The 23858-nt window shown below is 73.4% G+C and carries 23 protein-coding genes; 13 read left to right on the top strand and 10 right to left on the bottom strand.

All coding sequences use genetic code 11. The features are described 5' to 3' along the window. Window positions 1-63: 63 nt before the first annotated feature. From FHX78_RS16865 to paaA, 5 genes are read right to left on the bottom strand one after another with little or no spacing between them, the layout of a single operon-like run. A complete protein-coding gene (locus FHX78_RS16865; RefSeq protein ID WP_145868284.1) occupies window positions 64-1122 on the bottom strand; it encodes a 2Fe-2S iron-sulfur cluster-binding protein in 1059 nt (352 codons plus the stop codon). After that, window positions 1122-1661 carry a 1,2-phenylacetyl-CoA epoxidase subunit PaaD gene (gene paaD / locus FHX78_RS16860; RefSeq protein ID WP_145868283.1) on the bottom strand — a complete coding sequence of 180 codons (540 nt, stop codon included), beginning with the start codon at window positions 1659-1661 and terminating at the stop codon, window positions 1122-1124. The genes FHX78_RS16865 and paaD overlap by 1 nt, the downstream gene beginning before the upstream one ends. Then, window positions 1655-2389, bottom strand: coding sequence for a 1,2-phenylacetyl-CoA epoxidase subunit PaaC (gene paaC / locus FHX78_RS16855; RefSeq protein ID WP_145868282.1), 735 nt, complete (start codon window positions 2387-2389; stop codon window positions 1655-1657). The genes paaD and paaC overlap by 7 nt, the downstream gene beginning before the upstream one ends. After that, window positions 2386-2673, bottom strand: a complete 288-nt coding sequence (gene paaB, locus FHX78_RS16850) for a 1,2-phenylacetyl-CoA epoxidase subunit PaaB (RefSeq protein WP_024886305.1) — start codon at window positions 2671-2673, stop codon at window positions 2386-2388. The genes paaC and paaB overlap by 4 nt, the downstream gene beginning before the upstream one ends. Next, window positions 2670-3701: a 1,2-phenylacetyl-CoA epoxidase subunit PaaA gene (gene paaA, locus FHX78_RS16845; RefSeq protein ID WP_145868281.1), complete on the bottom strand. Its 1032-nt coding sequence runs from the start codon at window positions 3699-3701 to the stop codon at window positions 2670-2672. The genes paaB and paaA overlap by 4 nt, the downstream gene beginning before the upstream one ends. Window positions 3702-4012: 311 nt before the next feature. Here paaA and FHX78_RS16840 point away from each other — a divergent pair, with 311 nt between their 5' ends. From FHX78_RS16840 to FHX78_RS16830, 3 genes are read left to right on the top strand one after another with little or no spacing between them, the layout of a single operon-like run. Then, window positions 4013-4876 (top strand): DUF5819 family protein, encoded by an 864-nt coding sequence (locus FHX78_RS16840; RefSeq protein WP_145868280.1) that lies wholly within the window; start codon window positions 4013-4015, stop codon window positions 4874-4876. Continuing rightward, window positions 4873-6117, top strand: coding sequence for an HTTM domain-containing protein (locus tag FHX78_RS16835; protein WP_145868279.1), 1245 nt, complete (start codon window positions 4873-4875; stop codon window positions 6115-6117). The genes FHX78_RS16840 and FHX78_RS16835 overlap by 4 nt, the downstream gene beginning before the upstream one ends. A gap of 10 nt (window positions 6118-6127) precedes the next feature. After that, complete coding sequence (locus tag FHX78_RS16830; protein ID WP_145868278.1) at window positions 6128-7018, top strand: TrmH family RNA methyltransferase; 891 nt, start codon at window positions 6128-6130, stop codon at window positions 7016-7018. A 47-nt stretch (window positions 7019-7065) separates the two neighbouring features. Here FHX78_RS16830 and paaN read toward each other — a convergent pair whose 3' ends face one another. Then, window positions 7066-8757, bottom strand: coding sequence for a phenylacetic acid degradation protein PaaN (gene paaN / locus FHX78_RS16825; protein WP_145868277.1), 1692 nt, complete (start codon window positions 8755-8757; stop codon window positions 7066-7068). A 160-nt stretch (window positions 8758-8917) separates the two neighbouring features. Here paaN and FHX78_RS16820 point away from each other — a divergent pair, with 160 nt between their 5' ends. Next, on the top strand, window positions 8918-10432 hold the full coding sequence (locus FHX78_RS16820) for a 3-hydroxyacyl-CoA dehydrogenase (RefSeq protein WP_145868276.1): 1515 nt from the start codon (window positions 8918-8920) through the stop codon (window positions 10430-10432). Next, window positions 10429-11019, top strand: a complete 591-nt coding sequence (locus FHX78_RS16815; protein WP_145868275.1) for a TetR/AcrR family transcriptional regulator — start codon at window positions 10429-10431, stop codon at window positions 11017-11019. Before FHX78_RS16820 ends, FHX78_RS16815 begins: the two co-directional genes overlap by 4 nt. Window positions 11020-11045: 26 nt before the next feature. Here FHX78_RS16815 and FHX78_RS16810 read toward each other — a convergent pair whose 3' ends face one another. Further along, the gene (locus tag FHX78_RS16810) at window positions 11046-11531 is read right to left on the bottom strand and encodes an Lrp/AsnC family transcriptional regulator (protein WP_145872022.1); all 486 of its coding nucleotides are present in this window, start codon (window positions 11529-11531) and stop codon (window positions 11046-11048) included. Window positions 11532-11720: 189 nt separating this feature from the next. Here FHX78_RS16810 and pdhA point away from each other — a divergent pair, with 189 nt between their 5' ends. From pdhA to FHX78_RS16780, 6 genes are all read left to right on the top strand, one after another. Next, entirely contained in the window at window positions 11721-12860 is a 1140-nt protein-coding gene (gene pdhA, locus FHX78_RS16805) for a pyruvate dehydrogenase (acetyl-transferring) E1 component subunit alpha (protein WP_145868274.1), read from the top strand. Further along, complete coding sequence (locus FHX78_RS16800) at window positions 12860-13864, top strand: alpha-ketoacid dehydrogenase subunit beta (RefSeq protein ID WP_145868273.1); 1005 nt, start codon at window positions 12860-12862, stop codon at window positions 13862-13864. The genes pdhA and FHX78_RS16800 overlap by 1 nt, the downstream gene beginning before the upstream one ends. Then, window positions 13864-15411 (top strand): dihydrolipoamide acetyltransferase family protein, encoded by a 1548-nt coding sequence (locus FHX78_RS16795; protein WP_145868272.1) that lies wholly within the window; start codon window positions 13864-13866, stop codon window positions 15409-15411. The genes FHX78_RS16800 and FHX78_RS16795 overlap by 1 nt, the downstream gene beginning before the upstream one ends. A gap of 342 nt (window positions 15412-15753) precedes the next feature. Further along, window positions 15754-16692, top strand: a complete 939-nt coding sequence (locus FHX78_RS16790; protein ID WP_145868271.1) for an NTP transferase domain-containing protein — start codon at window positions 15754-15756, stop codon at window positions 16690-16692. Continuing rightward, complete coding sequence (locus FHX78_RS16785; RefSeq protein ID WP_145868270.1) at window positions 16689-18083, top strand: molybdopterin molybdotransferase MoeA; 1395 nt, start codon at window positions 16689-16691, stop codon at window positions 18081-18083. The genes FHX78_RS16790 and FHX78_RS16785 overlap by 4 nt, the downstream gene beginning before the upstream one ends. Further along, window positions 18080-19177 carry a potassium channel family protein gene (locus FHX78_RS16780; protein WP_145868269.1) on the top strand — a complete coding sequence of 366 codons (1098 nt, stop codon included), beginning with the start codon at window positions 18080-18082 and terminating at the stop codon, window positions 19175-19177. The genes FHX78_RS16785 and FHX78_RS16780 overlap by 4 nt, the downstream gene beginning before the upstream one ends. A 48-nt stretch (window positions 19178-19225) precedes the next feature. Here the strand turns inward: FHX78_RS16780 and FHX78_RS16775 are convergent, their stop codons facing one another. Both FHX78_RS16775 and FHX78_RS16770 read right to left on the bottom strand, forming a co-directional pair. Beyond that, window positions 19226-20074 (bottom strand): ABC transporter permease, encoded by an 849-nt coding sequence (locus tag FHX78_RS16775; protein WP_145868268.1) that lies wholly within the window; start codon window positions 20072-20074, stop codon window positions 19226-19228. Then, window positions 20071-21099, bottom strand: coding sequence for an ATP-binding cassette domain-containing protein (locus FHX78_RS16770; RefSeq protein WP_145868267.1), 1029 nt, complete (start codon window positions 21097-21099; stop codon window positions 20071-20073). Before FHX78_RS16770 ends, FHX78_RS16775 begins: the two co-directional genes overlap by 4 nt. A gap of 131 nt (window positions 21100-21230) precedes the next feature. On the opposite strand from FHX78_RS16770, the gene FHX78_RS16765 reads away from it, so the two are divergent. Then, window positions 21231-22214, top strand: a complete 984-nt coding sequence (locus FHX78_RS16765) for an NAD(P)H-quinone oxidoreductase (protein ID WP_145868266.1) — start codon at window positions 21231-21233, stop codon at window positions 22212-22214. A gap of 61 nt (window positions 22215-22275) precedes the next feature. On the opposite strand, the gene FHX78_RS36795 is transcribed toward FHX78_RS16765, so the two are convergent. Continuing rightward, window positions 22276-22443 carry a hypothetical protein gene (locus FHX78_RS36795; protein WP_167531778.1) on the bottom strand — a complete coding sequence of 56 codons (168 nt, stop codon included), beginning with the start codon at window positions 22441-22443 and terminating at the stop codon, window positions 22276-22278. An 820-nt stretch (window positions 22444-23263) separates the two neighbouring features. On the opposite strand from FHX78_RS36795, the gene FHX78_RS16755 reads away from it, so the two are divergent. Further along, entirely contained in the window at window positions 23264-23803 is a 540-nt protein-coding gene (locus tag FHX78_RS16755) for a bacterial proteasome activator family protein (protein ID WP_145868265.1), read from the top strand. Window positions 23804-23858 lie beyond the last annotated feature (55 nt).

Below are 23858 nucleotides of genomic sequence, written 5' to 3'. Positions count from 1 at the left end.
GGCGGGCTGCTTCGGCTGACGTCCGTGTCCTCCCCCCCGGACGTGCGGGGGCTTGAGCTGGGCCTACCGGTCGAAGTCCAGCTCCACCGTCTCCGTCACCGGATGCGACTGGCAGGCCAGGACATAGCCCGCCTCTGTCTCCTCCGACTCCAGCGCGAAGTTGCGGTCCATGCGCACCTCACCGGAGACGAGGAAGGCGCGGCAGGTCCCGCACACCCCGCCCTTGCAGGCGTAGGGCGCGTCGGGCCGGTTGCGCAGCACCGTCTCCAGGAGGGACTCGCCGTCCCGGACGGGCCAGCTGCCGCCGCGTCCGTCCAGCCGGGCGGTGACCGTGCTGTGCGTGGGGGCGGATGCCGTGGGGACGGGCGCCGGGCCGGCGTCCACGTGGAAGATCTCCTCGTGGATGCGGGAGCGGGCGACCCCCAGACCGCGCAGCGCCCGCTCGGCGCCCTCGACCAGGCCGTACGGACCGCACAGGAACCAGCCGTCCACCTGCTCCACGGGCAGCAGGGCCGGCAGCAGTCCGGTCAGCCGCTCCCGGTCCAGCCGCCCGGACGGCAGCCCCGCCTGCTGCTCCTCCCGGGAGAGCGCCGTGACCAGCTGGAGCCGCTCGGGGTAGCGGTCCTTCAGGTCGGCGACATCCTCGAGGAACATCGTCGAGGCGGCCGTCCGGTCGCTGCGGATCAGGCAGAACCGGGCCCGGGGCTCGCGGGCGAGGAGGGTCGAGACGATCGACAGCACCGGGGTGATGCCGCTGCCGCCGACGATCGCCGCGTACAGGCCCGGCGCGGGCGGGAGCGTGAAACGGCCGGCCGGGGTCATTACCTCCAGCTCGTCGCCGAGGTCGATCTCCTTGAGGGCGTAGGTGGAGAAGGCCCCGCCCTCCACCAGCCGCACCCCGACCCGGAGGCTGCTCGGGGCCCCGTCCTCGGGGGCGGGGGAGCAGATGGAGTAGGTGCGCCGTATCTCCTCGCCGTCGGCGGTGCGCCGCAGGGCCAGGTGCTGGCCGGGGGCGTAGCGGTACTCCTCGCGCAGGTGCGGGGGGACGGCGAGGGTGAGGGCGACGGAGTCGTCGGTGAGCCGGTCGACCGCGGCCACCCGGAGCCGGTGGAAGCGGGCCATCACAACTCCTTGAAGTGGTCGAACGGTTCACGGCAGGTCAGGCAGCGGCGCAGCGCCTTGCAGGCGGTGGAGGAGAAACGGCTGAGCAGTTCGGTCTCGGCGGACCCGCAGTGCGGGCAGCGCACGGGGTCGGGGCCGTCCTGCGGCGGGGAGCCGAGCGTGCGCGTCGGCCCCAGCTCCAGCCGGACCGGCCCGGAGGCCGCCCCGACGCGCGGCGGGGCGATGCCGAACTCCCGCAGTTTGCGCCGCCCTTCGTCCGTGATGTCGTCGGTCGACCAGGCGGGCGCGAGCACCGTGCGTACGGTGACCTCGCGCACCCCGTGCTCGCGCAGCACCCGCTCGATGTCCACGCTCATCGCCTCGACGGCCGGGCAGCCGGTGTACGTCGGCGTCAGCTCGACCTCGACGGAGTCGGCCCCGCGCGCGTGCACCGCGCGCACGACACCGAGCTCGCGCAGCGTCAGCACGGGCAGTTCGGGGTCGGGCACCGAACCGGCGAGCTCGAGGAGTTCCTCCTCCAGCGGGGTGGTGGTCACCATGTCGCCCCCGGGTGGCTGCGGTGCAGGTGCTGCATCTCGGCGAGCATGCGGCCGAAGGGCTCGGTGTGCAGGCCCTGGCGGCCCGCGCCGGCCGCCCACGCTCCCGTGCGGGACGTGTCGGGCACGGTCAGCGTGGCCCGGCGCAGGGTCTCGGTGACCCGCTCCAGCCAGGCCGCGTCCGCGGCCGCCCAGTCGGCGTCGAGGCCCTCGACCGGCTGGAACATCTCGCCGGTGTAGCGCCACAGCGCGTCCACGGCCCGCTGCGTCCGGCGGTGGCTCTCGTCGGTGCCGTCACCGAGCCGCAGCGTCCACTGCTCGGCGTGGTCGAGGTGGTAGGCGATCTCCTTGACGGCCTTGCCGGCCAGCGGGGCGAACGGGCCGTCCCCGGAGGCGAGTTCGGTGTAGAGGAGGTACTGGTGGGCGGAGAAGTACAGCTGGCGGACGATGGTGTGGGCGAAGTCGCCGTTGGGCTGTTCCACCAACTGGAGGTTGCGGAAGGCGCGCTCCTCGCGCAGATACGCCAGCTCGTCCTCGTCGCCGGCCATCGACAGCAGCACCCGGGCCTGGCCCAGCAGGTCCAGCGCGATGTTGGCGAGGGCGACCTCCTCCTCCAGCACCGGAGCGTGGCCGGCCCACTCGCCCAGGCGGTGGGAGAGCACCAAGGCGTCGTCACCGAGGGCGAGGGCGGCCGTCGTGTGGGCGGCGTCCTTGGCGGGTGTCGTCGTCACAGGTGCTGCACCCCCTCGGGGATCTCGTAGAACGTGGGGTGCCGGTAGGGCTTGTCCGCGGCCGGTTCGAAGAACGGGTCCTTCTCGTCGGGCGAGGAGGCGGTGACGGCGGAGGACGGCACGACCCAGATGGAGACGCCCTCGCCGCGCCGGGTGTACAGATCGCGGGCGTTGCGCAGGGCGAGCTCCGCGTCCGGGGCGTGCAGGCTGCCGGCGTGGGTGTGGGACAGTCCCCGGCGCGAGCGCACGAAGACCTCCCACAGGGGCCAGTCGGTGTGGGTCATGCTCGCGCCGCTCCTGTCTCGCCGTTGCTGTGTTTGGCCGCGTGGGCCGCTGCCGCCTCCCGCACCCAGGCGCCCTCCTCGTGGGCCTGCCTGCGCCGGGTGAGCCGCTGTTCGTTGCACGGGCCGTTGCCCTTGAGGACGTCCCAGAACTCCGTCCAGTCGATCGCACCGAAGTCGTGGTGCCCGCGCTCCTCGTTCCACTTCAGGTCGGGGTCGGGGAGGGTGAGGCCGAGGGAGGCGGCCTGGGGGACGCAGATGTCGACGAAGCGCTGGCGCAGCTCGTCGTTGGAGTGCCGCTTGATCTTCCAGGCCATCGACTGGGCGGAGTGCTGCGACTCGTCGTCGGGCGGGCCGAACATCATCAGCGACGGCCACCACCAGCGGTCCACCGCGTCCTGCGCCATCGCGTGCTGCTCCGGGGTGCCGCGGCTGAGGGCCAGCAGCAGTTCGTAGCCCTGGCGCTGGTGGAAGGACTCCTCCTTGCAGATGCGGACCATGGCGCGCGCGTACGGGCCGTAGGAGCAGCGGCACAGGGGGACCTGGTTGGTGATCGCGGCGCCGTCCACCAGCCAGCCGATCGCGCCGACGTCGGCCCAGGTCAGCGTGGGGTAGTTGAAGATCGAGGAGTACTTCTGGCGGCCCGAGTGCAGCTTGTCGAGCAGCTCGTCACGGCCGACACCCAGGGTCTCCGCGGCGCTGTAGAGGTACAGGCCGTGCCCGGCCTCGTCCTGCACCTTGGCCATCAGGATGGCCTTGCGGCGCAGCGAGGGCGCGCGGGTGATCCAGTTCGCCTCGGGCTGCATACCGATGATCTCGGAGTGCGCGTGCTGGGCGATCTGCCGCACGAGGGTGGCCCGGTAGGCGTCCGGCATCCAGTCGCGCGGCTCGATCCGCTCGTCCGCGGCGACGGCCGCGTCGAAGGCGCGCTGGTGGCCGGTGGTGTCACCGGTGTCACCGGTGTCACCGGTGTCCACCCGTGCGTCGTACGCCTGGCTGCCGGCCGTATCGCGGGCGGCTGCTGTCGCCATGGGGTCCCCCTCGACCTGGATGCTTCCCGGAGCACGCTCCCGACCGATCGTTCGGTTCGTGCGATTCCATGGTGTGACGGGCGCCGCGAGGTGTCAACCGCTGTGGATAACCTGCGAGGGTCACCTGTGGACAACGGCGCCCGCGCCGCGATGAGGTGACGGCCACGGAACCGGAGTTCGGCCGGGCTGTGCCCGGGGGCCCGTGCTGAGTACCGTTCCGTGCGACACGGCGGAGCGGTCGCGCGGCGCGGACGGGCCGCTTCCGAGGCCGGGCGTGGGCAGCGACACCGGGATGCGGGGATCGGGGCGGAATGGACGCGTACGACGAGGGCTCGAACGCCCGGCACGGGCCTGCCGGGCAGGGCGTACCGGACCCGCGCCCCGCCCTGCCCGCTCCCCCGGCCGCTCCCCCAGCCGCTGCTCCTCCGGCCGCTCCCCCGTGGCCCGAGTGGCCCGAGGGCCCGGAAGACCTGTCGTCCGGTCCGCATCCCCCTGCCGACGACGGCACCGGCCCGCGGGCCGAGCCCCGTACCGGGGTGGCCGCGCTCTCGCTGGGCCATCGGATCGGCGTCGCGCTGGCGCTCGCGGCCGTGGCGGTCGGGGTCTGCGTGCACCTCGGCATGACGTTCCTGCACGTCGCACCGCCGAACACGGTCAGCAAGGAGCACCGCGAGACCATCGAGAGCTGGATCTACCCGGAGTTCGAGCAGAACTGGAAGCTGTTCGCGCCGAACCCGCTGCAGCAGAACATCGCCGTCCAGGTGCGTGCCGAGGTCCGCACGGCGGAGGGGGCGACCCGGACCACCGGCTGGTACGACCTGTCCGCGCAGGACGGCCGGGCCATCGACGGCAACCTGCTGCCCAGCCACACCCAGCAGAACGAACTGCGCCGCGCCTGGGACTTCTTCGTCTCGACCCATGACAACGACAACCGCCCGGTGGGCCTGCGCGGCGCGCTGGCCGAGGCGTACGTACGCCGGATCGTGGCGCTGCGCCTCGACCGCGCGGACGCGGCCGGTCCGGGCGGTGTCGTCGAGCGCGTCCAGGTCCGTTCGCGGACCACCGGCGTGCAGCCGCCGGAGTGGAGCCGGGAGCGGATCTCCACCACGCCCGTCTACCGCACGCTGTCCTGGTGGCACCTGTCCGAGGACGAGGCCCGGGGAGGCGTCGGATGAACGGCTTCTCCCCGGCGCTCTCGCGCCTGATCACCCGCGTCACCGACGCCGCGCTCGGCCCCCACCAGACGGCCGTGATCCGCATCGGCTTCAGCCTGACCTGGCTGCTGTTCCTGCTGCGCGAGTTCCCCCACCGCCACGAGCTGTACGGCCCCGACGGGCCCTGGTCCTGGGATCTCGCCGAGCAGTTGATCGCGACGAACGACGCCTTCACCGTGCTGCTCTGGTCGGACAGCCGGGGCTGGTTCGAGGCCGTGTACGCGCTCGCCGTGCTGTGGAGCCTCCTGCTGCTGCTCGGGTGGCGCACCCGCACCATGTCGGTGCTGTTCATGGTGGGCGTGCTGGCGCTGCAGAACCGCAGCGTCTTCATGGGCGACGGCGGCGACAACGTCCTGCACCTGATGTCGGTGTACCTGGTGTTCACGCGCTGCGGGCAGGTCTGGTCCCTGGACGCCCGGCGTGCGCGGCGCGCGGCCGCGGCCCGCGCGCGCGGGGAGCGGCCGCGCGACCGGGTCGGGCCGGCGCTGTGGGGCGTCCTGGGTCTGTCGCTGCTCCTGGCGACGCTGGCCGGCCGGATGGACGGCGACTGGTTCATACCGGCGCTGCTGTGGACCGTGTGGGCGGCGCAGGCGCTGTGGTGGCTGGCCGGGCGCCGCGCGGGGACCGGGCAGGCGCGGATCCTGCTGGACGTGGTCGCCAACATCGTGCACAACGGGGCGCTCTTCGTGATCATGGCCGAGGCGTGCCTGATCTACGCCACGGCCGGCTGGTACAAGATCCAGGGGTCGCGCTGGCAGGACGGCACCGCCGTCTACTACCCGTTGCACCTGGAGTACTTCTCGCCCTGGCCGGCCCTCGCGGACCTGCTGTCGGCCAGCGGCACCATGGTGATGCTGGTGACCTACGCGACGGTGGCCGTGCAGGTCGCCTTCCCGTTCACGCTGTTCAACCGGCGGGTCAAGAACCTGCTGCTGGCGTTCATGATCATGGAGCACGCGGTGATCGCCGTGGTGCTCGGGCTGCCCTTCTTCTCCCTGGCGATGATCGCGGCCGACGCGGTCTTCCTGCCGACGTCCTTCCTGCGCCGGCTGGGCGGTCTGGTGGCCCGCGCGGGGGGACGGCTGCGCCCGCGCGGCGGCGCCTCAATCCTGGAGCGGCAGCCTCCGCCCGGCCGTCCCGTCGGCGAGGAGCCGGTGGAGGCGGCCCCGGCACCCGGAGGAGCGCCGAGTCCGCGCACGTAGGCTGCACGCCATGAGCGACCCCGACCGCACCGCCGGGCCCGACCGCACCGCAGGGCCCGAGAGGCTGACCGGACCCGAGGAAGGATCCGAGGCGCCGACCGGATTCGGGGCGCGGTCAGGATCCGTCGCGTCCCTGACTCCCGCCGACGCCGTGTCCGCCTGGCACCGCCTCACCGGCACCGCCGTCCTGCTCGACGGCTTCCACGCCCTCAAGCACGCCGTGCGCTTCGGGGCCGAGGTGCGGGTCGCGCTCGCCGCGGACCGGGCCGCCGCGCTCGCGCTCGCCGACGAACTGGCCGAGGACGTACGGGACACGCTGGCGGCCCTGCTGACCGAGGTGCCCCACGAGACGTACGCCGCCCTCGTGCCGCGCCCGCATCCGACCGCGGTGGCCGCCCTGGCCGTACGACCCTCCCGCGCGGACAACCTCCGCGCGCTGGCGCACACCCCGCGCACCGCCCCCCTGGTGGTCCTGGACAACCCGCGCAACCTCGGCAACGCGGGCGCGGTGATCCGGCTGGCCGCCGGTTTCGGCGCGACCGGCGTCGTCACCACCGGCACCCTCGACCCCTGGCATCCCACGGTGGTGCGCGGCGGGGCCGGGCTGCACTTCGCCACCGCCGTGGAGCGGACGGCCGTCGAGGAACTGCCGCCCGGCCCGCTCTTCGCGCTCGACCCGGAGGGCGAGGACATCCGCGCGATGACGCTTCCGGACGACGCACTGCTCGCCTTCGGCTCCGAGCGGAGCGGGCTGTCGGCCGGACTGCGGGCGCGGGCCGACCACCTGGTGGCGCTGCCGATGCGTCCCCAGGTCTCCAGCTACAACCTCGCGACCAGCGTGGCCATGACGCTGTACCACTGGAGCGCCACCGGCGGCGCTCCCGGAGGCCCGCCCGCCTGAGCGCGCCCCCGGGAGCCCTGTCCCTTCCTCGAGCCGCCCCAGCCGCCCTACGCCTCCCGGCGCACCTCGACCACGCGGAAGCGGTTGGCGACGAAGGCGCCGTCGCACAGCGCCGCGTTGGCCGCCGGGTTGCCGCCGGAGCCGTGGAAGTCGGAGAAGGCGGCCGTCTGGTTGACGTACACCCCGCCGGTCAGGTTGAGGGAGAGCTGGGCGGCCTCCTCCAGGCAGACCTCCCGCACCGCCTCCTCCACCTCGGGGGAGGTGGTGTACGCGCCGACGGTCATCGCGCCCTTCTCGCGCACGGTGCGGCGCAGCAGGTCCGCCGCGTGGTCCGCCGAGTCGACGGCGACGGCGAAGGAGACCGGGCCGAAGCACTCGCTCATGTAGGCGGCCTCCGCGTCCGGCTTGGCGCCGTCGAGCTTCACGATCACCGGGGTGCGGACCACCGCGCCCGGGAACTCCGGGTGGACGATCTCGCGGGAGGCGAGGGCGACCTCGCCGAGGCCGGCGGCGGCCTCCAGGCGGGCCTTGACGTCCGGGTTGACGATCGCGCCCAGCAGCGCGTTCGCCCGGGCGTCGTCGCCGAGCAGTTTGTCGACCGCACCGCCCAGGTCGGCGGCGACCTCGTCGAAGGACTTGGGGCCCTCGTCGGTGGTGATGCCGTCGCGCGGGACGAGCAGGTTCTGCGGGGTGGTGCACATCTGGCCGCTGTAGAGCGACAGGGAGAACGCCAGGTTGGCCAGCATGCCCCGGTAGTCGTCGGTCGACTCCACGAGCACCGTGTTGACACCGGCCTTCTCGGTGAAGACCTGCGCCTGGCGGGCGTTGGCCTCCAGCCAGTCGCCGAACTCGGTGGAGCCGGTGTAGTCGATGATCCGGATCTCCGGGCGGGTGGCGAGTGTCTTGGCGATGCCCTCGCCGGGCCGCTCGGCGGCCAGCGCGACCAGGTTGGCGTCGAATCCGGCCTCGGTGAGCACCTGGCGGGCGACCTGCACGGTCAGCGCGAGCGGCAGCACCGCGCGGGGGTGCGGCTTGACCAGGACCGCGTTGCCGGTGGCCAGGGAGGCGAACAGGCCCGGGTAGCCGTTCCACGTCGGGAAGGTGTTGCAGCCGATCACCAGGGCGATGCCCCTGGGGACCGGGGTGAACTGCTTGGTGAGGGCGAGCGGGTCGCGCTTGCCCTGCGGCTTGGTCCACTCCGCGGTGTCGGGCGTGCGGACCTGCTCCACGTACGCGTAGGCCACCGCTTCCATGCCGCGGTCCTGGGCGTGCGGTCCGCCCGCCTGGAAGGCCATCATGAAGGCCTGTCCTGAGGTGTGCATGACCGCCTGGGCGAACTCCATCGTCCGGTCGCTGATCCGCTTGAGGATCTCCAGGCAGACCACCGCGCGGGTCTCCGCTCCCGCGTCCCGCCAGGCCCGCATCCCGGCCTTCATGGCGGGCAGCAGTTCGTCGAGGTCCGCGTGCGGGTAGCTCACGCCCAGGTCGATGCCGTAGGGGGAGGTCTCGCCGTCGACCCAGCCGTCCGTACCGGGCTGGCCGTAGTCGAGGCGGGTGCCGGACAGGGCGTCGAAGGCGGCCTTGCCCGCCGCCATGTCCAGGCTGCCGTTCTCCCCGTAGGCCTTGGGGTGTTCGGGGTGCGGGGACCAGTACGCGCGCGTGCGGATCGCTTCCAGCGCCTGGTCCAGGGTGGGGCGGTGCCGGGCGATCAGCTCGTGCGCGGTGAGTTCGGCGGCCATGCGGGACCAACTCCTCGTCTCAGGAACTCTTCGTCGAGCTCATGGACAGTGCGGAAACGTAGTCAGGAACGGGCGGTCAGAGTTAGAGTAACCGAACGATCGGTCGGGACAAGGGGGTCCGCCGCATCCGTGGAAAACCCCGTGCGGGAGGATCGCGCACATGACAGCACTCGACCTCAGCAGTCCCGTGGCCGTGGTCGGCACCGGCACCATGGGCCAGGGAATCGCCCAGGTCGCGCTGGTCGCGGGCCATCCCGTCCGGCTGTACGACACCGCGCCCGGCCGGGCCCGTGAGGCGGCCGACGCGATCGGCGCGCGGCTCGACCGGCTGGTGGAGAAGGAGCGGCTCACCGCCGGCGAGCGGGACGCCGCGCGCGCCCGCCTGGAGCCCGTCGACGAGCTCGCGGGCCTCGCCGGCTGCGCCCTGGTGGCCGAGGCCGTCCTGGAGCGCCTGGACGTCAAGCAGGAGCTGTTCCGGGCGCTGGAGGATGTCGTTTCCGACGACTGCCTGCTCGCCACCAACACCTCCTCCCTCTCCGTCACCGCGATCGGCGGCGCCCTGCGCGTCCCCGGCCGCTTCGTGGGCCTGCATTTCTTCAACCCCGCGCCGCTGCTGCCGCTCGTCGAGGTCGTCTCCGGCTTCGCCACCGACGTCACGTACGCCACGCGCGCGTACGAGACGGCCCGCGCCTGGGGCAAGACGCCCGTCGCCTGCGCCGACACCCCCGGTTTCATCGTCAACCGCATCGCCCGGCCCTTCTACGCCGAGGCCTTCGCGGTGTACGAGTCCCAGGGCGCCGATCCCGCCACCATCGACGCGATCCTGCGCGAGTCCGGCGGTTTCCGGATGGGCGCCTTCGAGCTGACCGACCTCATCGGGCAGGACGTCAACGAGTCCGTCACCCACTCTGTGTGGCAGTCCTTCTTCCAGGACGTGCGCTTCACCCCCTCCCTGGTCCAGCGCCGGCTGGTGGAGTCCGGCCGCCTGGGCCGCAAGAGCGGCCGGGGCTGGTACGACCACCGGGACGGCGCCGAGCGCCCCGAGCCGCACACCGCGGAACCCGCCGAGCCGCCCGCGTACGTGGTCGCCGAGGGCACCCTGGGGCCCGCCTCGGAGCTGCTCGCCCTGATCCGCGAGGCCGGCATCCAGGTGCGCGAGGAGGACGAGGACAACGGCACCCGCCTGGTACTGCCCGGCGGCGGTCAGCTGGTCCTCGCCGACGGCCAGACCTCCGTGGAGTTCCGCGACGTCGTCTACTTCGACCTCGCCCTCGACTACCGCAGGGCCACGCGCGTCGCCCTGTCCCACGCCCAGGACACCTCCGCGCGGACCGTCGCCGAGGCCATCGGCCTGTTCCAGGCGCTCGGCAAGAAGGTCAGCGTCATCGGGGACGTCCCCGGGATGATCGTCGCGCGGACGGTGGCCCGGATCATCGACCTGGCGCACGACGCCGTGGCCAAGGGCGTGGCCACCGAGGAGGACGTCGACACCGCGATGCGCCTGGGCGTCAACTACCCGCTCGGACCCCTGGAGTGGAGCCGGCGGCTCGGCGGCACCTGGGCCTGCTCCCTGCTGGACAACCTGCACGAGTGCGAACCGTCCGGCCGCTATGCGCCGTCCCTCGCGCTGTACCGCCACGCCTACGCCTCCGACAAGCGGGAGGACACCCCATGACCACCGCCAGGCGCGACACGTACACCCCGGAGACGCTGCTGTCCGTCGCCGTGCAGGTGTTCAACGAGCGCGGCTACGACGGCACCTCCATGGAGCACCTCTCCAAGGCGGCGGTCATCTCCAAGTCGTCGATCTACCACCACGTGGCCGGCAAGGAGGAACTGCTGCGCCGCGCGGTGAGCCGGGCCCTGGACGGGCTCTTCGCCATCCTCGACGAGGAGCACGCGTGCGTGGGGCGCGCCGCCGAGCGGCTGGAGTACGTCGTCCGGCGGATGGTCGAGGTGCTGATCGCCGAGCTGCCGTACGTGACGCTGCTGCTGCGGGTGCGCGGCAACACGGACACCGAGCGGTGGGCGCTGGAGCGGCGGCGCGAGTTCGACCACCGGGTCGCCGCGCTGCTGAAGGCCGCGGCGGCCGACGGGGACGTGCGCGAGGACATAGAGGTGCGCCTGGTGACCCGGCTGGTCTTCGGGATGATCAATTCGATCGTCGAGTGGTACCGGCCGGACGGGCGCGGCATGAACGAGCGCGAGGTGGCCGACGCGGTGGCCCAGCTGGCCTTCGGAGGGCTGCGCAAGGCGGTCTGAGGCCCCCGGCGCGGCCCCCGGGTGGCTCAGCTCTGCGGCTCCAGGTCCTCCTCCTCGAACACCAGCAGGGTGCGCGTGCCGAGCACCTCGGGGATCGCCTGGAGCCGGGTGAGCACCAGCTCGCGCAGCGCCCGGTTGTCGGGCGTGTGCACCAGCAGCAGGACGTCGAAATCGCCGCCGACCAGGGCGATGTGCGAGGCGCCGGGGAGCTGTCTGAGCTGCTCGCGGACCGTGCGCCAGGAGTTCTGGACGATCTGCAGGGTGATGTACGCGGACGTCCCGTGACCCGCCCGTTCATGGTTGACGCGGGCACCGAAACCGCGGATGACGCCGTCCTCGACCAGCCGGTTGATCCGTGCGTAGGCGTTCGCGCGGGAGACGTGCACCCGTTCGGCGACGGAGCGTATGGACGCGCGGCCGTCCGCCTGGAGCATCCGCAGGATGTCCTGGTCGATGGCGTCGAGGGGCCGCGCGGGCGGAAGCGGTCCGATCCCCTCCGGGCCCTCGGCCATTTGTTCAAATGCCACCCGCCCCCGCCTCTCCGCCATGGACGTCCTGCATCCATCTCAGGCTGTGGAGAACCGTTTGTCCACAGCCTGGCGCCACCCGTAGCCAAAATGTGCCGACGACCGAACAATCGGTTGGTGAGGCGCGTCACAGACGCCGCGCCTCCGTCACACGTCCCACGAGGAGGTGCCGTCATGACGGTCATGGAGCAGCGGGGGGCCTACCGGCCGACCCCGCCGCCCGCCTGGCAGCCCCGTACCGACCCCGCGCCGCTGCTGCCCGACGCGGAGCCGTACCGCGTGCTCGGCACCGAGGCGGCCGCCGGTGCCGACCCGGAGCTGCTGCGCCGGCTGTACGCCGAGCTGGTGAAGGGCCGCCGCTACAACGCGCAGGCCACCGCCCTCACCAAGCAGGGCCGTCTCGCGGTCTACCCCTCCAGCACCGGCCAGGAGGCCTGTGAGGTCGCCGCCGCCCTCGTGCTCGAGGAGCGCGACTGGCTCTTCCCGAGCTACCGCGACACGCTCGCGGTCGTCGCACGCGGTGTGGACCCCGTCGAGGCCCTCACCCTGCTGCGCGGCGACTGGCACACCGGCTACGACCCCCAGCAGCACCGGGTGGCTCCCCTGAGCACCCCGCTCGCCACCCAGCTGCCGCACGCCGTCGGACTCGCCCACGCCGCCCGCCTCAAGGGCGACGACGTGGTCGCCCTCGCCATGGTCGGCGACGGCGGCACCAGCGAGGGCGACTTCCACGAGGCGCTGAACTTCGCCGCCGTCTGGCAGGCCCCGGTGGTCTTCTTCGTCCAGAACAACGGCTTCGCGATCTCCGTACCGCTCGCCAAGCAGACCGCGGCACCGTCGCTGGCCCACAAGGCCGTCGGCTACGGCATGCCCGGCCGCCTCGTCGACGGCAACGACGCCGCCGCCGTGCACGAGGTCCTGGCCGACGCCGTGCGCCGCGCGCGGGCGGGCGGCGGCCCGACCCTGGTCGAGGCGATCACGTACCGCGTGGAGGCCCACACCAACGCCGACGACGCGACCCGCTACCGCGGCGACGCCGAGGTGGAGACCTGGAAGCGGCACGACCCGATCGCGCTGCTGGAGCAGGAGCTGACCGCGCGCGGCCTGCTCGACGAAGCCGCGGCGGACAGCGTCCGCCAGGACGCCGAGACCATGGCCGCCGCCTTGCGCGCCCACATGAACCGGGACCCCGAGCTCGACCCCATGGACCTCTTCGCCCACGTCTACGCCGAGCCCACCCCCCAGCTGCTGGAGCAGCGCGAGCAGCTGCGGGCCGAGCTGGCGGCCGAGGCCGAGCCGGAAGGGGCGCAGTGATGACCACCGTCGCCGTCAAGCCGGCCACCATGGCGCAGGCCCTCACGCGTGCCCTGCGCGACGCCATGGCCGCCGACCCGTCGGTGCACGTGATGGGCGAGGACGTCGGCACCCTCGGCGGCGTCTTCCGGGTCACCGACGGACTCGCCAAGGAGTTCGGCGAGGACCGCTGCACGGACACGCCGCTGGCCGAGGCCGGCATCCTTGGCACGGCGGTCGGCATGGCCATGTACGGGCTGCGTCCCGTCGTGGAGATGCAGTTCGACGCGTTCGCCTACCCGGCGTTCGAGCAGCTCGTCTCGCACGTCGCCAAGATGCGCAACCGCACGCGCGGCAGGATGCCCCTGCCGCTCACCGTCCGCATCCCCTACGGCGGCGGCATCGGCGGAGTCGAGCACCACAGCGACTCCTCCGAGGCGTACTACATGGCGACCCCGGGCCTCCACGTCGTCACGCCCGCCACCGTCGCGGACGCCTACGGGCTGCTGCGCGCCGCCATCGCCTCGGACGACCCGGTCGTCTTCCTGGAGCCCAAGCGGCTGTACTGGTCGAAGGACTCCTGGAACCCGGAGGAGCCCACGTCCGTTGAACCGATAGGCCGTGCGGTGGTGAGGCGTTCAGGGAGGAGCGCCACGCTCATCACGTACGGGCCGTCCGTACCCGTCTGCATGGAGGCGGCCGAGGCGGCCCGGGCCGAGGGCTGGGACCTCGAAGTGGTCGATCTGCGCTCGCTGGTGCCGTTCGACGACGAGACGGTGTGCGCCTCGGTACGGCGGACGGGGCGCGCGGTCGTGGTCCACGAGTCGGGTGGCTTCGGCGGCCCGGGCGGGGAGATCGCGGCCCGGGTCACGGAGCGCTGCTTCCACCACCTGGAGGCGCCGGTGCTGCGTGTGGCCGGGTTCGACCTGCCGTATCCGCCGCCGATGCTGGAGCGCCACCACCTGCCCGGTGTGGACCGGATCCTGGACGCCGTGGGGCGTCTGCAATGGGAGGCCGAGAGCTGATGGCACAGGTGCTGGAGTTCAAGCTGCCCGACCTCGGTGAGGGGCTCACCGAGGCGGAGATCGTGCGCTGGCTGGTCGAGGTCGGCGACGTTGTCGCCGTGGACCAGCCGGTCGTCGAGGTGGAGACGGCCAAGGCGATGGTGGAGGTGCCCTGCCCCTACGGCGGTGTCGTCACGGCCCGCTTCGGCGCGGAGGGCACCGAGCTGCCCGTGGGCGCGCCGCTGCTGACCGTGGCGGTGGGGGAGCCGACCGGGGACGGCCCGGCCGGGGGCGCGGGCGCCACGGACGCCGAGGGCACGCGCGGTCAGGACCCGGCGGCCGAGGGCTCCGGCAACGTCCTGGTGGGCTACGGCACCTCGCAGGCACCGGCCCGCCGCCGCCGGATCCGTCCGGCCCAGCCCGCTCCCGCCGCACCGTCGGCGAACGGGCAGCTCAGGACGACCGCGGACACGCGGGAGACGGTTGAGCCAACCGGGACCGCTGACACACGTGGTTCCGCTGAGGCGGCCGGGACGCCGCAGGCGAACGGCGCGGCGGACACCGCGAAGGCGCCCGGGAGCACGGGCGCATCGTCCCGCACCCCCGGGCCCGTGGACGGCCCCGTCCCCGTGATCTCCCCGCTGGTGCGCAGGCTGGCCCAGCAGAACGGGCTGGACCTGCGGGAGATGACCGGGTCCGGGCCCGACGGGCTGATCCTCCGGGCGGACGTGGAGTACGCGCTGCGCGCCGCCGCCGCTCAAGGCCGAACGGGCGGCGTGGCGGGCGGTGTGGCGGGTGGCGTCACGGCCGGGGAACCGCTGACGCACGCGGCCCGGACGGAGGCGCCGGCGACGACTGCCGTGACCGCGGGCGGCCCGTCCGTCACCCGGGTCCCCCTCAAGGGCATCCGTGGTGCCGTCGCCGACAAGCTCTCCCGCAGCCGCACCGAGATACCGGACGCGACCTGCTGGGTGGACGCCGACGCGACCGAACTGATGCGGACCCGGGCGGCGATGAACGCGGCCGGCGGGCCGAAGATCTCCGTCCTCGCCCTGCTGGCCCGGATCTGCACCGCCGCGCTGGCCCGCTTCCCCGAGCTCAACTCCTCGGTGGACACCGCGGCCCGGGAGGTCGTCCAGTACGCCGACGTGCACCTCGGCTTCGCCGCGCAGACCGAGCGGGGACTCGTCGTCCCCGTCGTCCGGGACGCGCACACGCGGGACGCGGAGTCGCTCACGGCGGAGTTCGCCCGGCTGACCGAGGCGGCCCGGACCGGGACACTGACGCCCGCGGAGCTGACCGGCGGCACCTTCACGTTGAACAACTACGGCGTCTTCGGCGTCGACGGTTCCACGCCGATCATCAACCACCCCGAGGCCGCGATGCTCGGCGTCGGCCGCATCGTCCCCAAGCCGTGGGTGCACGAGGGCGAGCTGGCGGTGCGGCAGGTGGTGCAGCTCTCGCTCACCTTCGACCACCGGGTCTGCGACGGCGGTACGGCCGGGGGCTTCCTGCGATACGTGGCGGACTGCGTGGAGCAGCCTGCGGTGCTGCTGCGGACCCTGTGAGCCGCCGCAGGGTTCCCGGCGGTTAGGGGCCGGGGTTACGAGGTGGCCCCGGCCGGGGGTCCACCGGTGGCCGCCGACCGTGGAACCGGGCGGGGCCCCGCGAGCCCCCGGCCTCCCCGACCGTGTCCGTGCCCCCGCGTTCCCTGTGATCGCGGGGGCACGCATACTCGGGGGGTGACCGAGTATCAGCCGCCCGGTGGTCTCTCCGGTGCTTCCGGTGATCCCGCCGGTGGTCCCTCTGGCGCTTCAGGGGATCCCGCCGGTGGCTCCTCCGGCGCTTCCGGTGATCCCGCCACTGGTCCCTCCGGTGCTTCCGGCGATCCCTCCGGCGGCCCCGACGCCGTGTACGACGCCGTCGTGCTCGCGGGGGGCGCCGCCCGGCGGCTCGGGGGCGCGGACAAGCCCGGCGTACGCGTGGGCGGACGGGCGCTGCTCGACCGGGTGCTCACGGCCTGCGCCGACGCCCGGACCACGGTGGTCGTCGCCGCCCCACGCCCCACCGCACGCCCCGTCGTCTGGGCCCGCGAGGACCCCCCGGGCGGCGGCCCCCTGGCCGCGCTCGGCGCCGGTCTCCGGCACACCACGGCCGACCGGGTCCTCCTGCTCTCCGCCGATCTGCCGTTCCTGGACCGCCGCACCGCAGGGGCGCTGTTGACGTCCCTCGGCCGCGGCACGGCCGACGGTGTGCTGCTGACCGATTCCGACGGCCGGGACCAGCCGCTCGTGGCCGCGTACCGCACCGCGTCGCTGCGCCGCGAACTGACCGCCCTCACCGCACGGCACGGCGACCTGACCGGCCTGCCCCTGCGCCGGCTGACCGCCGCGCTCGACCTCACCCGCCTCTCCGACCCGGTGGCGTCCTTCGACTGCGACACCTGGGACGACATCGCCACCGCCAGGGCCCGTATCAGGGAGCATGGACACGTGTTGGATGAATGGATCTCCGCAGTCAAGGACGAGCTGGGCATCGACCTCGACGTCGACACCGGCCTGCTGCTCGACCTGGCCCGCGACGCCGCCCACGGTGTGGCCAGGCCCGCCGCGCCGCTGACCACGTTCCTCGTCGGCTACGCGGCCGCCCGGGCGGCCGGCGACCCGGACGCCGTCGCCGAGGCGACCCGCAAGGCCGCGGCACTGGCCCGGCGCTGGGCGGAGGAGGCCACCCCGCCCGCCACCCCGCCCGCCGCGCCGCCCGCCACCCCGTTCGCCGCGTCGGCCGACGCCCCGTCCGGTGATGCCGCGCCCGACGCGACACCCGATACCCGCCCGGACGCCGGATGACCGCGCATGGCACCCGGGCCGACGAGAACGCCGACGACCTCGACGTCGAGGAGGCGCTCGCCCTCGTGAAGGAACTCCCCGACCGCACCCCCGCCCCCCGGACCTCCTCGTCCCACGACCGGTCCCCGGAGGGCGGGCGGTCCGGCGACCACCGCCACGACGCCACCGCCTGGACCGAGGCCCGCGCCATCGCCGAACGCGCCCCGCGCCACGCCACCGGCAGCCGCACCGGCTATCTGACCCCGGTCGACATGCCCCTCGCCTCCGCCCTGGGCCTCACCCTGGCCGCCCCCCTCACCGCCCTCACCGACCTGCCCTCCTTCGACACCTCGGCGATGGACGGCTGGGCGGTCTCCGGACCCGGTCCGTGGGACGTACGGGACAAGGGAGTTCTCGCCGGGCACGCGGGGCACGCGCCGCTCGCCGACGGCGAGGCCGTCAGGATCGCCACCGGGGCCCGTATCCCCCCGGACACCACCGCCGTGCTCCGCACCGAGCACGGCCGCGTGGACGACGTGGGCCGTCTGCACGCCACCGGCGCCACCCGGCCGCCGCACACGGTCACCCACGGCCAGGACATCCGGCCCCGCGGCCAGGAGTGCCGCAGCGGCGACCAGTTGCTGCCGGTGGGCACCCCGGTCAGCCCGCCCGTCCTGGGCATGGCCGCCGCCGCCGGATACGACACACTCCGCGTCGTCCCCCGGCCCCGCGCCGAGGTGTTCGTCCTCGGTGACGAGCTGCTCGGCGAGGGACTGCCGCACGACGGGCTCATCCGGGACGCCCTCGGACCGCTGCTGCCGCCCTGGCTGCGCGCACTCGGCGCCGAGGTCACCGCGGTCCGCCGGGTCGGCGACGACGAGCAGGCGCTGTACGAGGCGATCACGTCCTCCGACGCGGATGTGATCGTCACGACCGGCGGCACGGCCGCCGGCCCCGTCGACCATGTGCACCCCACGCTGCGCCGCATCGGCGCCGAACTGCTCGTGGACGGTGTCCAGGTGCGCCCCGGCCACCCCATGCTCCTGGCCCGCACCAAGAAGAACCAGCACCTCGTCGGCCTGCCCGGCAACCCGCTCGCCGCCGTCTCCGGCCTGCTGACACTCGCCGAGCCCCTGCTGCGTACCCTCGCGGCCCGCCCCGCCCCGGAGCCGTACACGCTGCCGCTGCGGGACGCGGTGCAGGGGCACCCGTACGACACCCGGCTGATTCCCGTCGCCGTGCGGGGCGAGCGGGCGCTGCCGCTGCTCTACAACGGGCCGGCCATGCTGCGCGGCATCGCCGCGGCCGACGCGCTCGCGGTCGTCCCTCCGGGGGGCGCACGACCCGGCGAAGAGGCGGAACTGCTGGACCTTCCCTGGGCGTCCGGGGGTATCGGGGTGTGTTTCACGTGAAACTTCCGGGCCAGGACGCCATCGCTCGCCAGGCTGACGAACATCTGGTGACCCATCGGGTGAAACTCCCGAGGAAGATGGTGGAGCATCCGATCCGCCAGGTCGCCAAACGACTGTCGATGGCCCTGGTGGTGCTCGTGGTGACGGCGTTCGTCGTGTACGCCGACCACGACGGGTACAACGACAACTCCGACGGGTCCCTCGATCTCCTCGACGCGTTCTACTACGCGACCGTGACCCTCTCCACCACCGGGTACGGCGACATCACGCCGGTCAGCGACGGCGCCCGGCTCACCAACATCTTCGTCATCACGCCGCTGCGCGTGCTGTTCCTGATCATCCTGGTCGGCACCACCCTCGAGGCCCTCACCGAACGCACCCGGGAGGAGTGGCGACTGAACCGCTGGAGGACCGCTTTGCGTGATCACACCGTTGTCGTGGGGTTCGGCACCAAGGGCAGGTCCGCCATCAAGACGGTCTGCGCGACGGGGCTGTCGAAGGAGCGGGTCGTGGTGGTCGACCCCAGCTCCAAGGCGATCGACGCGGCCACCGCGGACGGTTTCGCGGGGGTCATAGGGGACGCGACGCGCAGCGAGGTGCTGAAGCGGGCCGAGGTGCACCGGGCCCGGCAGATCATCATCGCCACCCAGCGCGACGACACGGCGGTCCTCGTGACGCTGACGGCGCGCCAGCTCAACCGGGGCGCGAAGATCGTGGCCGCGGTGCGCGAGGAGGAGAACGCCCCGCTGCTGAGGCAGTCGGGCGCCGACGCGGTCATCACCAGCGCCAGCGCGGCCGGACGGCTGCTCGGTTTGTCGGTGCTCAGCCCGTCGGCCGGCATGGTGATGGAGGACCTGATCCAGCAGGGCTCCGGGCTCGACATCGTGGAGCGGCCGGTCATAAAGGCCGAGGTGGGCAAGACGCCCCGCGAGACGAGCGACCTGGTGGTGAGCGTCGTCCGCGGGCACCGGGTGCTCGGCTACGACGATCCGGACGTCGGGAAGCTGGAGCTGACGGACCGGCTGATCACGATCGTGAGGGCGACACCGGGCACGCAGGTCGCCCCCGACGTCCGTCCGCTTCCCCGTAGCTGACGTCCTGCGGGGCACCGGCTCTCCTCGGAGCCGGTGCCCGGCAGGGGGCTACTTGCGGTTGTAGAGCCGCATCGTGACCGGTCCGAAGACCACCACGAACAGTGCGGACCAGCCCAGCGTCCAGGCGATCTCGTCGGCCGGCCAGTCGCCCGCCATCAGTCCGCGCACCGCGGACGCGAGGTGGGTGACGGGGCTGTTGTTGACGAACGCCTGGAGCCAGCCCGGCATGGTGCGCGGGTCGACGAAGACGTTGGACAGGAAGGTGAGCGGGAAGATCACCATCATGCTGACGCCCATCACCGACTTCTCGGTGCGCAGCATCAGGCCGAACATCGTCCAGATCCACGAGAAGGCGAACGAGAACAGCACCAGCAGCGCGATGCCGACGAGCACCCCGGCGACCCCGCCGTCGGCGCGGTAGCCGAGGATCATGCCGACGGTCAGGATCACGACCGAGGCGATGGTGTAGCGCAGCGCGTCGCCGAGCAGATAGCCGACCATCGTGGACGGCCGCCAGATCGGCAGGCTGCGGAACCGGTCGAAGACGCCCTTCTCGATGTCCGTGTTGACCGAGACACCGGTGTACATGGTGATCATCACGACCGACATCACCAGGATGCCCGGCAGCAGGAACTGGACGTACTCCTTCGGCGACCCGGCCAGCGCTCCGCCGAACAGGTAGGTGTACATCAGCACCATCATGATCGGGAACGCCGTGACGTCGAAGAGCTGCTCCGGCACGTGCTTGATCTTCAGCACCGCCCGCCAGCCGAAGGTCAGCGAGGCCGACCAGGCGCTGGGCCGGGGCGGGCGCTCCTTGGCGACCAGCAGTTCGGCGAGGGATTCGGTGCGCACCGGGGCGAGGTCGCCGCTCTCGGTGGTGGTCGTGGCACTCATGCGGCCACCTCGTCCTTCGGGTCGTGGTCCGTGTCCGGGCCGGACCGGGGCCGGCGGGTGTCGTGACCGGTCAGCGCCAGGAACACCTCGTCCAGGCTGGGCTGGCCGAGGGAGAAGTTGTCGACGGTGACTCCGCCGCGGGCGAGTTCGGTCAGCGCGCGGGCGGCCTGTTCGGCGGCGGTGCCGTCGCTCGCGGCCGCGGTGAGGCGCGCGGTCAGCGCCACCGGGTCGGCCTCCTGCTGCACCTGTGCGTCGAGGGCGCGGCGCAGCAGGTCGGCGGCGAGCGGCCGCTGCCGCGGATCGCGCAGCCGCAGATGGACGGATCCGGCGCCGACGGACGCCTTCAGCTCGCCCTTGGTGCCCTCGGCGATCACCCTGCCCCGGTCGATGACGGCGATCCGCGACGCCAGCTGATCGGCCTCGTCCAGGTACTGCGTGGTCAGCAGCACCGTCGTGCCCTGGGCGACGACGGCGCGCACGATGTCCCACACCTGGTTGCGGCTGCGCGGGTCGAGACCGGTGGTCGGCTCGTCGAGGAACAGCAGGTCGGGGGTGTTGAGGATGGACGCGGCGATGTCGATGCGGCGCCGCATGCCGCCCGAGTAGTGCTTGACCTGCTTCCCGGCCGCGTCCGTGAGGCCGAAGGCCTCCAGGAGCTGGGCGGCGCGGCCGCGCGCGGCGGGCTTGCGGTGACCGAGGAGCCGGGCCAGCAGGACCAGGTTCTCAGAGCCGGTGAGGTCCTCGTCCACGGACGCGTACTGGCCGGTGAGGCTCACCCTGCCGCGCACCTCGTCGGCCTCGCGCACGATGTCGTGACCGAAGACATGTGCCTCGCCCCCGTCGGGGCGCAGGAGGGTGGCGAGCATCTTCACGGTGGTGGTCTTGCCCGCGCCGTTCGGCCCGAGGACCCCGTACACGGTGCCGGCCGGCACCGCGAGATCGACCCCGTCGACGGCCCGCGTCTCACCGAAGGTCTTGACCAGGCCCGCGGTCTCGATCGCCAGGCCGGACGGCTGCGTGCTCATGCTTCGGGTCCTTCCGCGTGCTGGGGCTACGCATGGGGAGACTCCCACCGTCGCGCAAACTCATCGCTCCCGCACATGGATGTCCGTCGGCCCCGGGCGGCCCCCGGCCTCCTCGGGGGTACGGTCCCCTCATGTATGCGATCACGATTCCCGAACCCGGTGGGCCCGAGGCGCTGGTGTGGGACGAGGTCCCCGACCCGGTGGCCGGCGAGGGCGAGGTCCTGGTCGACGTGGTGGCCGGTGCCGTCAACCGTGCCGACCTCCTCCAGCGGCAGGGCTTCTACAACCCCCCGCCCGGCGCGTCGCCCTACCCCGGTCTCGAATGCTCCGGGCGGATCGCCGCGCTCGGTCCCGGCGTGGGCGGATGGGCCGTCGGCGACGAGGTCTGCGCGCTGCTCACCGGCGGCGGTTACGCCGAGAAGGTCGCCGTCCCGGCGGGGCAGCTGCTGCCCGTCCCCCAAGGGCTCACCGTCGACCAGGCCGCGGCGCTTCCGGAGGTCGTCTGCACGGTCTGGTCGAACGTCTTCATGATCGCCCACCTCCGCCCGGGCGAGACCCTCCTCGTGCACGGCGGTTCCAGCGGCATCGGCACCATGGCGATCCAGCTGGCCAAGGCCGTCGGCGCGAGGGTCGCGGTCACCGCGGGCACCGAGGAGAAGCTGGAGCGCTGCGCCGAACTCGGCGCGGACATTTTGATCAACTACCGGGAGCAGGACTTCGTCGCCGAGCTGAAGCAGGCCACCGACGGGGCCGGCGCCGACGTCATCCTCGACAACATGGGCGCCAAGTACCTGGACCGCAACGTCCAGGCCCTCGCCGTCAACGGCCGGCTGGCGATCATCGGCATGCAGGGGGGCGTCAAGGGGGAGCTGAACATCGGCGCCCTGCTCGGCAAGCGCGCCGCGATCAGCGCGACGACGCTGCGCGCCCGGCCGGCGGCGGAGAAGGCCGCGATCGTGGCGGCGGTACGGGAACACGTCTGGCCGCTCGTCTCCGGCGGCCACATCCGCCCCGTCATCGACCGCGAGATCCCGATGCCGGACGCGGCCACCGCCCACCGGGTCGTGGAGGACAGCGGCCACATCGGCAAGGTGCTGCTGGTGACCCCGAACTGAGGGGCCACCGCACCACCGCGTCCGCTCCCGCGGGCCCCGGTCCTCCGGAGCCCGGCCGGGTTCAGGACACTCCGCCGCCCTGGCGCATCCGCAGGGCGACGAAGGCGAGCCCCAGGCCCAGCCCGATGAGCATCAGGCCGCTGCCCAGCGGCAGGATCCGCAGGACGGGTTCCACGGCGGGCCCGGCGCCCGCGACCGGCGCGGCCGACCGCGACGGTGTGGCGGACACCGGCGCCGCCCCTTGCGACGCCGGTGTCTCCGCGACGGTGTCGGCCCGGCCGGGCGCCCGGGACACGGCCTCGTCGTCCCCGGGGCGCGGCCCCTCGGTCGCACCGCCGTCGTCATGCGCGTCGCCCCGCCCCTCCCGCCCGCGTTCCCCGGAGTCGCGCGCGTCCTCCTCCGGCTTCTCCCGCCGGCCGGGCCGCTCCCGGCCCTCCCCCGGCCGGCTCCCGGCGCGGGACGGCCGCTCGGAGGGTGACGAAGTGGGGGACGACGTCGGCGACGGCGTGGACGACGACGTGGGCCACGCGGAGCGGGCTACCGAGGGGGCGGGGCGGGGCGCGGCCCCGGGCCCGTGCCGGGCCCCGGCACGGGCCGGGGAGGGCGGGCCGGCCGTGTCACCGGGCGACGGCCGCGCCGCACCGGAGGCACTCCGCGTGCCACCGCCGCTCCACGAGCCGCCCTCGCCCGGCACACCACCGGCGCCGCGCACACCGTCCGCGCCGGGCACGCCCGGCACCCCGTGGGCAGCAGTGCCGTACGGCGCCGCCACGGCGCCGTACGGCGTCACCACCGCCCCCGCCCCCAGAACAACCGCCGCCCCCACTACACGCAGCCATGGAGTCACGACCGTGACCTCCCGCGCCGGCCGGTGCTCGCTCACACCGTCGGCAAGATGGGCCGGATGGACGCCCAACAGCCTCGCATTCCGCCCCAACCCGTGCATGTCGGATACGGCCGTCGGGCTGACCCCCCCTCCGGCTCCCCTCGCGCGAGCGGTTCCGGGGGCAGGGCCCGAACGGGGTGCGGGCGTGGGGGACAATGGCGCCATGGAGATGCCGAGGAACGAACGGTCGCCGGAGAATCCGCAGATCCTGGTCGTCGGCCAGGACGGCATGGCGCTCAGCGGCGGCACCGGAGACGAGGACTCCCGCGAGACCCCGGTGACGGAGCAGGTCGAGCAGCCGGCGAAGGTCATGCGGATCGGCAGCATGATCAAGCAGCTGCTGGAGGAGGTGCGGGCGGCTCCCCTGGACGAGGCGAGCCGGGCCCGGCTCAAGGAGATCCACGCCAGTTCGGTGAAGGAGCTGGAGGACGGTCTGGCCCCCGAGCTGGTCGAGGAGCTGGAGCGGCTCTCCCTGCCCTTCACGGACGAGGTGACCCCGAGCGACGCCGAGCTGCGGATCGCCCAGGCCCAGCTGGTGGGCTGGCTGGAGGGCCTCTTCCACGGCATCCAGACCACGCTCTTCGCCCAGCAGATGGCCGCGCGGGCCCAGCTGGAGCAGATGCGCCGCGCCCTCCCCCCGGGCGTCGGCGACGGCCAGGAGGACCCCCACATCGGCGGCCGCTCGGGCGGCCCCTACCTGTAGACCCCGTCCCACCGCCCGCTGTCCCACCGAGCAGCACGAAGGGGCCCGGCACAAG

It is taken from the genome of Streptomyces capillispiralis, assembly GCF_007829875.1.
Lineage (GTDB): Bacteria > Actinomycetota > Actinomycetes > Streptomycetales > Streptomycetaceae > Streptomyces > Streptomyces capillispiralis.
Note: the sequence above shows the minus strand (reverse complement) of the source record. Positions and strands in the feature narration are given on the sequence as shown.